Annotated in this window: 12 protein-coding genes and 1 tRNA gene; 2 read left to right on the top strand and 11 right to left on the bottom strand. The window is 36.4% G+C overall.

The window, feature by feature from the left end:
- Positions 1 to 4 precede the first annotated feature (4 nt).
- A complete protein-coding gene (locus NO346_RS12285) occupies positions 5 to 868 on the top strand; it encodes a beta-1,6-N-acetylglucosaminyltransferase (RefSeq protein WP_256415331.1) in 864 nt (287 codons plus the stop codon).
- Here the strand turns inward: NO346_RS12285 and NO346_RS12280 are convergent.
- From NO346_RS12280 to NO346_RS12230, 11 genes are all read right to left on the bottom strand, one after another.
- Complete coding sequence (locus NO346_RS12280) at positions 851 to 2,041, bottom strand: glycosyltransferase family 92 protein (RefSeq protein WP_256415330.1); 1,191 nt, start codon at positions 2,039 to 2,041, stop codon at positions 851 to 853. The genes NO346_RS12285 and NO346_RS12280 overlap by 18 nt on opposite strands.
- Before the next feature lie 58 nt (positions 2,042 to 2,099).
- On the bottom strand, positions 2,100 to 3,158 hold the full coding sequence (locus NO346_RS12275) for a glycosyltransferase (RefSeq protein WP_256415329.1): 1,059 nt from the start codon (positions 3,156 to 3,158) through the stop codon (positions 2,100 to 2,102).
- A 13-nt stretch (positions 3,159 to 3,171) separates the two neighbouring features.
- Positions 3,172 to 4,029, bottom strand: coding sequence for a hypothetical protein (locus NO346_RS12270; protein WP_256415328.1), 858 nt, complete (start codon positions 4,027 to 4,029; stop codon positions 3,172 to 3,174).
- A gap of 77 nt (positions 4,030 to 4,106) precedes the next feature.
- Positions 4,107 to 4,859, bottom strand: a complete 753-nt coding sequence (locus NO346_RS12265) for a glycosyltransferase family 25 protein (protein WP_256415327.1) — start codon at positions 4,857 to 4,859, stop codon at positions 4,107 to 4,109.
- 36 nt (positions 4,860 to 4,895) lie between these two features.
- The gene (locus NO346_RS12260) at positions 4,896 to 5,045 is read right to left on the bottom strand and encodes a hypothetical protein (protein WP_256415375.1); all 150 of its coding nucleotides are present in this window, start codon (positions 5,043 to 5,045) and stop codon (positions 4,896 to 4,898) included.
- Positions 5,046 to 5,049: 4 nt separating this feature from the next.
- A complete protein-coding gene (locus NO346_RS12255) occupies positions 5,050 to 5,805 on the bottom strand; it encodes a glycosyltransferase (protein WP_256415326.1) in 756 nt (251 codons plus the stop codon).
- Between the two features lie 173 nt (positions 5,806 to 5,978).
- Positions 5,979 to 7,139, bottom strand: a complete 1,161-nt coding sequence (locus NO346_RS12250) for a nucleotide sugar dehydrogenase (protein WP_256415325.1) — start codon at positions 7,137 to 7,139, stop codon at positions 5,979 to 5,981.
- 143 nt (positions 7,140 to 7,282) lie between these two features.
- A complete protein-coding gene (locus NO346_RS12245) occupies positions 7,283 to 8,209 on the bottom strand; it encodes a branched-chain amino acid transaminase (RefSeq protein WP_004664837.1) in 927 nt (308 codons plus the stop codon).
- Positions 8,210 to 8,235: 26 nt separating this feature from the next.
- On the bottom strand, positions 8,236 to 10,983 hold the full coding sequence (gene glnE / locus NO346_RS12240) for a bifunctional [glutamate--ammonia ligase]-adenylyl-L-tyrosine phosphorylase/[glutamate--ammonia-ligase] adenylyltransferase (protein WP_256415324.1): 2,748 nt from the start codon (positions 10,981 to 10,983) through the stop codon (positions 8,236 to 8,238).
- A gap of 73 nt (positions 10,984 to 11,056) precedes the next feature.
- A complete protein-coding gene (locus NO346_RS12235) occupies positions 11,057 to 12,328 on the bottom strand; it encodes a sensor histidine kinase KdpD (RefSeq protein WP_256415323.1) in 1,272 nt (423 codons plus the stop codon).
- Positions 12,329 to 12,841: 513 nt separating this feature from the next.
- Positions 12,842 to 12,928 (bottom strand) — tRNA-Leu (locus NO346_RS12230).
- Positions 12,929 to 13,109: 181 nt separating this feature from the next.
- Here NO346_RS12230 and queA point away from each other — a divergent pair.
- Complete coding sequence (gene queA / locus NO346_RS12225) at positions 13,110 to 14,147, top strand: tRNA preQ1(34) S-adenosylmethionine ribosyltransferase-isomerase QueA (protein WP_256415322.1); 1,038 nt, start codon at positions 13,110 to 13,112, stop codon at positions 14,145 to 14,147.
- Positions 14,148 to 14,151 lie beyond the last annotated feature (4 nt).

The raw sequence follows: 14,151 nt of genomic DNA, 5'->3' as shown, positions 1-14,151 counted from the left end.
CAGAATGAAATACATTTATGGAATCCAGTGCCATCAAATCACCAATCCTTTAAGATTTCTCTTGAGTGCTCTATGCAACAATCCCGATAGTATAGTCCTAGTACATGTAGATCAAAAAGCAGACCTAGATCCTTTTATAAATGAATTCTCACACTACCCCCAACTTTACTTTATACAGGATAGAATTAATGTCTTATGGGGTCACTTTTCTCAAATTGAAGCTACACTTAGTCTATTAAAAGCAGCAGGAGCCTATAACTATAGCTATTTCACATTACTATCAGGAGATGACATTCCTCTACAAGATATTTCCCTGTTTCACAATTACTTAGAACATCATCCTTATGAATTTTTAGATCTGGATAAACATCCTGCTTGCAAGCCAGAGCCTAGAGTTAAGTATCAACATGGCAAAGCTTTTTTTAAGAAGCATAGAAGTTTTAAAGAACAATTAAGTTGCAAATGGCAAAGAAAATTATTTAAACTTGGCTTAAGAACAAATGAATTAGACAATCTGCCAAAATTATATAAAGGCAGCCAATGGTTTACTTTAAGCCATCAGGCAATAGGTTATATCTTTAAATATTTAGATAATCATCCAGCTTATATAGAATTATTTAAAACATCTTTATGTGGAGATGAATTATTCTTCCATACTATCCTCTTTAATTCAGAATTATCAGATAGAATCAAAGCAAAAAACAACATGTCTGAAAGTTTTATTCGCTATATAGACTGGAATTCAGGCCCTGATTTCCCCAGAACTTTAAATGAAAATGATTTTAACAGGATGAAGTCAAGTGGTATGTTTTTTGCTAGAAAACTAGAAAAGGACATTTCACTAGAGGTACTAAAACAGTTTTTTTAACTTTTCCCTTAGAGTAAGATTATATTTTAATTCAGGTTTATTAATACCAGGAAAAACCTTAGATACAATTTCGTATAGAGATTCATCCAAACGATGAATTTTAGAATCAAAATCAATAGGATCCGCTCTCTTTATTTTCCAATTATAATTAATCGCCTTATAATGTAAATAATAAAAATTTTTAGTTATTTTAATTTTTTTTGTTTTAATTGTATGAACTTTCCATTGGGCATCGTACTCAATTTTCTGAGGACTAACACACCACTTATAGTCACTTTTATAATTTTTTCTATCATAAAAGAAGAAATTATTGAATCGTACAGGAGCACTTTTGTCTAATGGTACAGATTCAATCCATTTACCATGAATATGTATAGCAGGTGTTTTATTTAGCTGACAAAAAATTGATTCATCATTTTTACCAACAATAAGTTCATCTATGTCAACATTTATTACACCAAAAGAATATTTTAAAAATCTTTCTTTGGCATGTTCCATCATTCCATATTGGCAAAAGTCTGAGTCCCATGGTGCACTTTTAGTGCTTGTAATCATTCCACCTTGGGGACCATATTTAAAGTTCCATGGCACCAAGACAACATCCACTCCCAAATTCTGTTTAATTAAATACTCTTTAAGTTCTTCCAATGTGTAATTATCAGAATTATTGTCATAAAATAAAACCGCATCAATATCATGGATTATTTTATAGAATCTAATCCAATCAGAAATCCATTCAAATTTATTATTTTTTGACAATGTAAATAGAACTTTTTTACCTCTAAATAAATCATGACAATGATGATTAACAGAAATATTAAATTCAACATCTTCATATTTCCATTTAAATTGTTGAACATCATTATCTCCCCACAACCAATTTCGTTGTGTACGATCCAACAAGTGAATTTCAGGTATATGACAGATTGATTGTCCATTCAAATAAAAATTTTCCTTATTAAAAAATTCTTCCAAACCATAGGCAGGAGGACCTGAAAAAACTAATTTGTCATCTGACATAAAAACATCAAAGGCAAGAGTCGTGTAATCAAATTTTTCCTCATAGTCTATTGATCTTAAGGACTCGATACGAGGCGAAGATCTCTTATGTTTACCAATATCTGATAAAATACAAGAATTTATACCTATTATTTTTACACAAACAGTATTCATAAAAACTCTGTAAAATACGATTTACGACTTAAATTAACTTGCTAATATACGAAATTTCCTATTTTTCCTCAACCAAATTAAGGTATTTTTCAACGGCATAAGGAATGAGAAATTCCTCTCGTAATGGTTGTGCATACTGTTTTGAATCCACACTAGCTAGTCTGATTTTCTCTGCCAATCCATCGACATCACCGACAGCGACTAGCTGATGCTCTTTCAAGACTTCACGTGGTCCAGAAGGACAATCTGTACTAATGACTGGTGTATCTAAAGCCAAGGCTTCCAAAATGACTAACCCAAGTCCTTCAAAATCTGAAGATAGCACCATGAACTTGGCATGCTTAATAAATGGATATGGATTTTTTTGGAATCCTGCAAAAATCACTTTATTTTCAATATTTAAATCTTTAACTAATTGCTTTGAGGCTTCCATCAACCCGCCTGTTCCAACCAGCACAAGCTTCTGTGATACATTTGCTTTTGCATAAGCCCGAATGAGAATATCATGGCGTTTTTGTTGCTTAAACTTACCTACATGGACAATATAATCTTGATATGCAGGAACATACTCGTCAGCAGTTTTTCGCACTTCATCAACATCTATTGGATTATAAATCGTGGTGATCTGACTTTGCTCACCAAATAATTGCTTAAAATCCTGTGTTACCCCTTCGCTCACCCCTACACAAGGTTTCTGCAAATAGATCCGTTTTAATAAATTTATAAACTTGGGGTTTAGTTTGCCTGCATATTCTTGACTAGTGGTATTATGAATCACCAAATGAGCATTATTTAGTTGACTATGCGCTAAGACCCCATCTATTGGATAAAGATTAGATAAAATCAAATCAGCTTTCCCAATATTATTTAAAATAAATTTATCAAGATATGGGGCTATAAATTTCTGACGCATAAACTTTGGTATTATTTTAAATTTATTATAATTAAAGTAATGAAGCTTTACTGCATTAGGTATAGGTAAATCTATTTTATTTCTAAAATACACAATATGTGCTTCACACCCATAGCCTTGTAAACCTTTAGCTAGCGTTAAAACAAATCTTTCAGCACCATTCCCCTGTAGAGACGAAATGACTAAAACAACTTTTTTCTTCATACAAGTCACTCTACTAATTATGAAATTTCAAAATTTTAAATAAGTCTTTCGATATTGGTGAACAATTATATACCTCCACCCCTAAAGAAAGATATTGTTCAGCCAATAAATCAAAAGATGGAATAATTCTATTCTCCACAGCTTGATCTAACTTGCAAGGTGCTTGATTTTTTTGATTCTCATAAAACCTTGGTTGATGTGAATTAATTAAATCCATCCCATAAAGATATATTTTTCTCGCACCAAACCCTTTTGCCAATTGCGTTGCTATATATGTTACCGTTCCTGCTTCCACGAAACCCTTGCAAATATTTAAAGACACGCCTATTACTGGGTTATGTTGTGCATTTACAACAATATTTGGATCGACAATAGCCGCTAAATTAAGCTTATGCTTGCTTATTACTTTTTTCAAGAATCCATTACGAGGATTTTTTATTGGTCGATCAATCGCATGAATCAAATAAATTTTTTCCACATTATCCATAATCAATTTTACATTTAATCGAATAATCTTTTCCAATACTGCTTGTGTAATAAACAAAGGTTGACCAATATAACCCTTTAGAAAAACATCATAGTTATGTTCAATAAATCGAGCATCACTAATGACATAAGCCACCTGATTTTTAAATAAAAATTCGTGCGTTAAACTAATACTTCCATTCACAAATATCGCAGGTTCCTCAAGCAACTCATCAGAAAAATCTAAATTTGCAATTGATGACCCAGATGCAAATATATTAACCCTATCGCTAGAAACAAAATAAATCTTTCGAATACATTCCAAGTGGTAATTTTGTAAAACATTAACAATTAGATCTTGACCTTTCAAATCATATTGCAATGACTCCAATCTATTCAACTGCATCAAAACACCTTCTTTAAAATTAGTCTAAAGTTCGACTTTTTAAATTAAAAACATGACAGATATTAGTGAATATAATATTATCTAAATAAAAAATTCATTAATGCATAATATTTATTAGTAAGAATCCGTTTATGTCGTGGTAGTCTATTACCCTTTGTACGTAATGCAATTTGTTGTGGAATTTTATTATTCTTCTTTGTGTCTATATCACTTTCAGCACCGTTTGGTTGTACCAATGCAGGCATGAACGACAATCCCTTTCCGTTTTTGCTTAACCATACTTGTAAAGCTACATCTATAGGTGCTGAAATTTTATTTTGCTGCTGTAAAAACAGTGTTGCTCCCACCCTTGACCAAACCAAACCTAATGTTCGAACTGGGAAATAATATGCTTTTAATAAATCGTGCTGTCCAACCTGATGTATCTTCCGACTAAATTTACGTTTTTGTCTACCAATATTTAATAAATACCACTCTACATGCTGTGCTTTCATCCAAACTAAAGATTCCTGCACAAGCAGCTGTAAATTTGAAATAATCTCTAAATCATCCTCTAACACAACAACATAATCTGAATCAGATGCTAAAAAGCTTTCAAGACACTTTAAATGACTCAAATAACAACCAATTTCTCCACCTAATAAATCACGACCCATCAATTTATTTGCTTGCACACTATCATAATTATAATAAGTTTTTACATCCAATTGACGACCGTCCACTGCCGAAATACGCTCATACTCAATATTATGCTTGCGTAATTCTGCATCAGCTTGTTGCAAACGCTCAACACTTGAATCTAGATTAATTAAATAATAAGAAATTTTCACGATTTAACCTAATATATTAATAAATGTACGGATGATCTAACTATGGCTAAAATCTAAAACAATTAACTCATCTATCCAACCCTTTAAAGCGGGTAAAGATATGGCTAAATTTTTTGCCTCATTTTTTACCATCATCACAACGCTTAAGCGGAATGGTCGAGGTTGTTGATTTAATACAGATGACATAGGATTACTGCCAAGCCTCTTTAATCCAATCCGAAGGCAACACATAACGATACCATTTCCCACCACCGCCATTCACTGCATCAGGTGGATTAATTTCCCCATGAAAAATAATAATTTTGGCATCTTTAGGTTTTACAGGCGGCTTAAAATACGCCAGTGGAATTTTTTGTAGGCAATGATATTTATAGCTCTTACACCAAGTATCATTCCAATAGCTTAATTTTCCCTCTTTGTCCACAAACCATGATAAATAGGCTTGCTCATTACGGAACTTTTGACGGATTTCATCAAAATGCTCACGGAAATAAGGCAAGATTTCAGGGAAAGCACCCAATTTAAAACGATAGACTGAGCTATTGCCTGTGATGCGCCAAGGTCTTTTCCAATCGTGGATAATTAAAAACTCACCTTTCTCCTGAAAGAAGCAGTCAATATTATCCACAATCACAACATCAAGATCTAAGAATAAAGCATTGCCTTTTAGACCATATAAATCTGGCTCGAAAGTAGAAAGTTTGTTCCAACCACGTTCAGGACTACCTGCTGGTAGATCTAATGGAGGGATTGGAAAGCATTGTACATTCGGATCAATACCTTCTGTACGATCCGTCAAACAAACCATTTTAAAGGGTAAAGTCAGATGACGTTTGACCATGTTATACAGACGATTAACATATTCTGGACCGTACTTCGTTCCCCATTTCATGCACAAAATAATATTGTCTTCATGAGTTGCTGAATCTTGTTGAATGTCTGCCATCTGATAACCTTAATGCCTTAGATATTATTTTCGCGTTGCGATTTTCGTACCAAGCGTTTTAAAACAATATGCACTGAATATTGGGCTATCTTAGCATAGGCGTTATCAAAAAAATTATTATTAATTCACCAAACTAGGAGGATTGTTTATAGTTTTGTTTAATCATTTAAGCGCTAATTTATCCCAAATAAATCTCGTGTATATATTTTTTCCATCACGTCACTGAACATCGGCACCATACGATTGACAATAATCAAATCAGAGATTGCTTTAAATTTTTGTAGACTCGACATTAAAGGATGACCAAGGTACGCTTTCACACCCAATGTGGGTTCATAGATCACGATTTGGATTCCTGCATCCGCCAAACCACTCAGCACATCATGTACAGCTGACTCTCTAAAATTATCTGAGTCGGCTTTCATGGTTAGTCGATAAATACCAACACAAGTGACATTTCGACTCAGTATATCTTCAATAATCGCTTGCTTACGAGTCTGGTTAGAGCGAATGATCGCTGAAATCAGTTCTTGAGGAGTATCATCATAATTAGCTAAAAGCTGTTTGGTATCTTTAGGCAAGCAATAACCTCCATAACCAAAAGAAGGATTATTGTAGTGATCACCGATGCGTTGATCTAATCCCACCCCTTTAATTATATCTAAAGCACTCAATTTGTTTTTTAGACAATAGGTATCCAACTCATTAAAAAAAGCAACTCGCATCGCCAAATAAGTATTTGAAAACAGCTTAATTGCTTCTGCTTCCGTTGAGTCAACACATAACAATACCGCATCTTTTTTTATGGTTGCTTTCAAATAAAGCTTGGCAATTTTCTCAGCTCGCTTTGACTTTTCCCCCACAATAATCCGTGACGGGTATAAATTATCTTGTAAAGCTTGCCCCTCTCTTAGAAATTCAGGAGAAAAAATAAGATTATTTAACGCAAGTTTTTTAGAAAGTTCCTTGGTATAGCCAACTGGAACTGTAGATTTGATCAACATCAACGCTTTAGGATTTATTTTTTGAATACTATGAATAACGTTTTCAATACTCGATGTATCGAAATAGTTTGTTTCAGGATTATAATTGGTGGGGGTTGCGATAATAATCAGTTTAGCCTGTTGATAAGCCAGCTCTTGGTCACAAGTCGCTTCAATATGAGACTCAGATAAATAGTTTTGAATACAGGTATCACTCATCGGAGAGACGCGCTGATTAATGTTCTTTACGCGTGTTTTATCAATATCGTAGACCATCACATCATGTTGTTTTGAAAATAATAAAGCATTGGATAAGCCAACATAACCTGCACCTACAACAGTAATTTTCATTGCTTCTCTATTGTTTTAATTGCACTTAAACTTTACCGTAATCAAATTAAATGAAAGATTGATGATGATTTAGTTGCAATCTATTGACAACTCAGCAATAAAAAAGCGAAGCCTGAGCTTCGCTTAATTGATCTGGTTTGATCTTATTTTACATAAGTCAACCAATGTGCATATTTATCGTTACGACCTTGTACTGCATCAAAGAAAGTTTTTTGAATAACAGTGGTAATCGGGCCACGTGAACCACAACCGATTTCACGGTCATCATATTCACGAATTGGCGTTACTTCCGCAGCAGTACCGGTAAAGAATGCTTCATCAGCGATGTAAAACTCATCACGTGTGATACGACGCTCAACCACTTCATAACCAAGGTCTTTGGCAATGGTAATTACAGTTTGACGGGTAATCCCTTCTAACGCACCACCTGCCAAGTCAGGTGTATGTAAAACACCATCTTTGATTAAGAATACGTTTTCACCTGCACCTTGACAAACAAAGCCTTGAGGATCAAGCAACATTGCTTCGTCATAACCTGAACGTGCAACTTCTTGGTGTGCCAAAATCGATACGGTATAGTTACCACATGCTTTTGCTTTACACATCGTCACGTTTGGATGGTGGTGCGTAAATGATGATGTTTTAACACGAATACCACGTGCCATCGCTTCTTCACCAAGGTATGCACCCCATGACCAAGCTGCTACAGCAGCATGGATGGTATTGTCTGTTGCAGCAATTCCTAGTTTCTCAGAGCCAATCCAAATGAGAGGGCGCAAATAAGCTGAAACCAATTTATTTTCACGCACAACATCAATCTGCGCCTGCTCTAAAGTCGCTTGATCAAATGGTACATTCATTTGATAAATTTTTGCTGAATTTAATAAGCGTTTAGTGTGATCTTGCAAACGGAAGATTGCTGTACCATTTGGGGTTTCATAAGCACGGACGCCTTCAAAAACACCCATACTGTAATGTAATGTGTGTGTTAAGACGTGAATTTTTGCATCACGCCAATCAACTAATTTTCCATCTTGCCAAATAAAACCATCACGATCAGCCAAATTCATGGCACATACTCCAAATTTTTACACAATCATTCACTTTCCAATGCTATTGCAGTTGGATCAATTAACCTTTGCCATAACTTGCAAACGATCTCTCGGGTATCGTGCCAATCCGCAGCATTGACTTGCATAGATTGATTTGCAAGCGCTAAACGGTGGCTCTCAGCTCGTTCACGGAGATAAGCATGGATGAGTGCTGTGGCATCTTCACTGGATAAGCAGCCTGCTCGAGCAGCATCTTCAAGAATTCTTACGTTATCAGAATAATGGGCAAGATCTGGATTCGTCCCGCCCCATGCAAGCACTGCATACTGTGCCATAAATTCGATGTCAACGATACCACCTGCATCCTGTTTTAAATGAAAAATGCCATGTTTTTTTTGTTCAGAAGACGATCCCAAATGGTCTTTCATTTTTTGACGCATTTTCAATACTTCTTCACGCACGACATTTTCATCTCGTTTTTGAGTCAAAATCTGACAACGAATCTGCTCAAATAGCTGACACAAATTGAAATCACCCGCAATCGAACGGGCGCGCACTAAAGCTTGATGTTCCCAAAGCCACGCACTTTTTTGTTGATATTGCTCATACGCTTTTAAGCTGGTGACTAACATCCCCGCCTCACCCGATGGACGTAAACGGGTATCAATTTCATAAACACGCCCATCTAAGGTTTGCGTCGTCATTAAAGACATAAACTTTTGTGCCACACGAATTGCAAACTCAGCCCCGCTGATGCCTTTACGACCATCAGTTTCACTATGCTCTTCAAAAGCATGGATAAAAACGAGGTCTAGATCTGAACCATAACCCAATTCAATTCCACCAAGCTTGCCATATCCAATCACAGCAAAACCTTTGTTATCCAAACTACAACGCTGACCATTATTGCCTAAAGGATAACCATGTCGCTCAGCAACCGCTTCATAAGCTAAATTAAGCGTCGCTTGGACGCTAACTTCAGCAATATCCGTCAACGCATCTGACACTTTCATTAATGGACTTTCAGCTAAAACATCGCTTGCAGCAACAGTTAATACATTGCTCTTCTTAAATAGACGTAAAACGCGCATTTGATCTTCGACTTGATCAATTTCGATACGTAATAATTGTTGACGTAGTGAATCTTCTAAGTCTTTACGCTGCGGTAAACCAAAATCCATAGAAAGGAATTCATCTAACAGGACTGGATATTGTGCTAACTCTTCACAAATCCATGGACTAACCGTCGCCATCTTAACTAATCGTTGTAAAGCACCACGGCTTTCCATGAGCATGACCAAATACACCGTACGGCGAAGTACAGATTCAACCAAAGGCATTAATCGCAACAAAGCGACTTGTGGCTGATCTGACTGTAAAATCGCTTCGATCAAGTGTGGCCAGAATTTCTTTAAGCGCTCTAAAGCACTCGCGGGAATTTTTTTTAGTGCTTGTCCATGCCAAAAGTTTTGAATTAGATTCTTTGCACCATCATCTAATACAGTATTCAGTTTTTGCTCAAGCTGAACAAAGTCATCTACGGGCTCAGCAAATTCTTTTTCCTGAATAAGTTGTTTAAACTGAACTTTAACTTTGTCGCGTTTTTGATTCAAAACCGCTAAGAAAGCAGACCAATCGTTAAATCCTAACGTATCTAACATGCGTTGTCTTAATTCAGGTTCAGTCGGCAGAGATTGGGTTTGCTGGTCATTGAGTGCTTGAATCGCGTGCTCAATCCGTCTTAAAAATAAATAAGCATCTTCGAGATCAATTACAGCCCGTTGATCAAGTAATTCAGCATTTCCCAAATGATGTAGACTTACCAAACATTGACGATCTTGTAATTCACGTTTCGAGCCTCCGTAAATTAACTGAAAAACTTGAACAATAAATTCAATTTCACGGATACCACCTGCGCCCAATTTAATATCATCTTCAATATTACGGCGCATGACTTCACGTTCAATCATCGCTTTCATTTCACGCATCGCAGCGAAAGCAGAATAATCGACATAACGGCGAAAAACGAATGGACGCGACATTTCCATGAGTTCTGCGCCAGCTTTCTCACCTGTAATCACACGTGCTTTAATCCAAGCATAGCGTTCCCATTCACGCCCATGCTGGCTTAGGTATTTTTCCAGTCCCGTATGGCTAATCGCTAAAGCTGAACCATCGCCCCACGGACGTAAGCGCATATCGACACGGAATACAAAACCATCTGCAGTAATATGATCAAGCAGATAAATCAGCTTCTGCCCCCATAGAATGCAGAACTGCTGTACATCAATACATTTACGTCCATTGGTTTCGCCTTGTTCATCGAAGGCAAAAATGAGATCAATATCGCTAGAAAGGTTAAGTTCTTGTGCACCAAGTTTCCCCATTCCAATCACGATCAAATCTTGTAAATGACCTGAATAACCAATCGGTTCGCCATGTTTGGCTAAGAGCGGTGGCAATGCAAAAGCTTTTGCAGCACAAATACTGGCATCAGCAAAATCTGAAAGTTCACGTGTCAGCGTCACCACATTGGTAAGTTGATTAGCATCTTGCCAAATCCAGCGAAACATCAACTTTGCACGCAAGACTCGTAATGCTTTCATCCAATCGTGCTCATCTGTTACATCAGCAACAGCTTGTTGAACTTTTTCATGAATACTTTCAGTAGAAAGTGATTGGAGAAATTGATCTTTGCAATAATCTTGTTCTAATTGTGTTTGATATAAATTTAAAACTTGTTCAGCATATTGACTGGCAACTAAAGTTTTCTGTAGCTGTTCCGCATTCATATAAAAAGGCTCGGCTAATCTCGTATCATCTAGGATTAGTTATATCAGTTACACGCTTATCTTTAAAATCTCTTTAGGCTAATTTCGCTTTAGATTTATGCTGTTCTACAGATAAATCTATTTGTTCGTTTGCAGCAGGCAATACAACTTTAAAGATTGTGCCCTCACCCTCATTCGAGCTAACACTAATTTCACCATGATTTAGATCAACGAATCGTTTGCACAATGTTAACCCTAGACCCGCCCCTTTTTCACCTGCAGTACCTTTAAAACTGACCGTGATTCTCGGCTGAAATAGCGTTTCAATCTGCTCAAGGGTCATCCCTAAGCCAGTATCTTTAATATAAATTTCAACAAAGTTACCTTGAGTTTGAGCTTGAATGAAGACTTTGCCAGAACCATCAATATCAGTAAATTTCAGCGCATTGGATACTAAATTCTGAATCACGGAAGTGATCATATTCATATCAGCATAAACTTTAAGATTTTCATCCACTTCATTAATCAACTGGATATTTTTCTTGATCGCCAGTGTTTTTAAGACATCCGTAACAATATTGGTAATCTGTCGTAGCTTAAAATTAATCGGGTGGTAAACAAAGCGCCCGCCTTCAGCCATCGACCAATTTAATAAACTTTCCAACAAGTTATAGGTCGACTGAGAAGTATCGTAAAGATAGTCCGCGATATTCTGAATGCTAGATTCATCTAAAGTGTCACGCTCTTTTGCCAATATTTCAGAGAAACCTAATAGACCATGAAAGGGTGCTCGTAGATCATGAGATATAATCGAAAAGAATTTAGTTTTACTAAAGTTTAATGCGGCTTCTTGCTCGTATAATTCTTTCAGTTGGTCATGATTGACCTTTAACTCCAGTTTCTGCATAAAACTCATACAGTGCTCTTGAAGTAATTGTTTTTGTAATTCGCTGAAGTCTTGTGCAACATCATCAAATAAAACCAGATATCCTAATGATGTTTGATCTGGATGCCTTAAGTGTATTGCAATTGCAGTTTGTATTTTACGTTTAAATGGCGCTAGAAAGGCTAATAAACTCTGATATTGCGGGTGTTGTTGATCGATCAAATCACCATTTACAAATAGTGTATTTAGACTTTTACTAATTTTTGAAATATCAACTACGTGTAACTTTTCTGCGCAACAATGCCAAAGGTAGGGTTCTTGATGGAATGCGAGCAAAGCAGTATCGGCTTGCATCAATTTACGGTCGAACTGTAAAAATTGTTCAAGTAAATTTTGCTCAGAATTCAAACCCAAAGAAAGCGAAATTTTACAAGCACTTAACTTATCGGCTTGCTGTAATTCTAATAGTTGAATAGCCATGCCCGCCTCTCGTGTATTATCGTTATACGGTTATTTACAAATCACTAAGAAAAATGTCAAAACCATCACCCACTATTAACAAAATTTAACATAAAAGGCAATTCATTCTTAAACCAATTCGCAACAAAACGTGAACTTTCATGAAATTTAAACTTAAATTAATTCCGTAGGGAATCTAATTTTTGGAAATTTGTTGAACTTTCAAATCATCATATATCTCAATCAATGCATCCACACTCAGAAATAATATTCCTGAAATAAAAGCAACTAAGATTCCCATAATAAGTGTGGCTACATTTCATATTAGAAGGATCCAAACATCAATATTAAAGCTCTTTAGAAACAATTATGATGTAAAAATATTTAAATAATTCAAAATTATAAATGCTTTCAATATGAAGTCTAAGATTCAATTCTTTGTTCACCTTTATTCTTGAAACATAATTTTTAATTAAAAATTATAAGCATTAAAAAACCCCAAGCCTTTAATACTAGCTTGGGGTCTTTGAATCTTGGTCCCGAGGGTCGGACTCGAACCGACACGTCATCTCTGACAGCGGATTTTGAGTCCGCCGCGTCTACCAATTTCACCACCTCGGGAAGAGTGCGATGCTTTGTGTTCCGTATCATAACCTGTTTGATTTTATTGTCAAACACTAACTACCGCTTATTGCTCACTTTTAAATCACTCAGATATTTTTCTGCTTATAAACACGTGAACTCAGCGAGAAAACACAAAAAAGACTATACTACACCCAATTTTTTGCAATGTTTTAGATGTATGCAACTCTCCGACTTTTCGTTTGATCTTCCTGATGAACTTATTGCTCGCTACCCACTAGATAGCCGTAGCGCATCTCGCCTACTCCATATCGATGCTCAAGGTCAGTATCACGATCATGTTTTCACCGATATTCTTGATTTACTTGAAGAAGGTGATTTGCTGGTACTGAATGATACTAAAGTCATGAAAGCACGCTTAAAAGGCAAACGTGCTACAGGTGGTGCAATCGAAGTTCTGGTTGAGCGCATGTTAGACACCCACACTGCACATTGCCATATCAAATCAAGCAATTCGCCTAAAGCAGGCGCAGAACTGTATATCGGTGAAGATGCCGTACCTGTCACCGTACAAGGCCGCCATGAAAATCTGTTTGTGGTGAAGTTTTCACAACCGATTTTGTCTGTGCTGGATCAATACGGTCAGCTCCCGATTCCACCTTATTTCAATCGTGAAGCAGAAGAGATTGATACCGAACGCTATCAAACCGTGTTCCACGATCCTGAAAAAATTGCCAGTGTTGCAGCGCCGACAGCAAGCCTACATTTCGACCAAAGCTTATTAGAAAAATTAGCCGCTAAAGGCGTGCAAAAGGCTTTTGTGACCTTACACGTAGGTGCAGGCACCTTTATGCCTGTACGTACCACCGATATCACCAATCATATTATGCACAGTGAATGGTGTGATGTGCCGCAAGCCACAATTGATCTAATTTTAGAAACTAAAGCTCGTGGTAATAAAGTCATTGCTGTTGGAACGACTGCGACTCGTGCCTTAGAGAGTGCTGCGCAAGCTAATCAAGGTAAAATTGCAGCTTGGACAGGTGATACGCAAATCTTTATTTATCCAGGTTATCAATTCTGTATCGTAGATCGTTTGATTACTAATTTCCATTTACCAGAATCAACTTTGCTGATGCTGGTTTCTGCATTATCAAATCGAGACCACATTTTAGCGGCTTACCAACATGCTGTTGAACAACGCTATCGTTTCTTTAGCTATGGTGATGCTATGCTAGTGGATCAATTAAACACCTGATTTA

This window comes from Acinetobacter sp. 5862, from assembly GCF_024494585.1.
Taxonomy (GTDB): domain Bacteria; phylum Pseudomonadota; class Gammaproteobacteria; order Pseudomonadales; family Moraxellaceae; genus Acinetobacter.
Note: the sequence above shows the minus strand (reverse complement) of the source record. Positions and strands in the feature narration are given on the sequence as shown.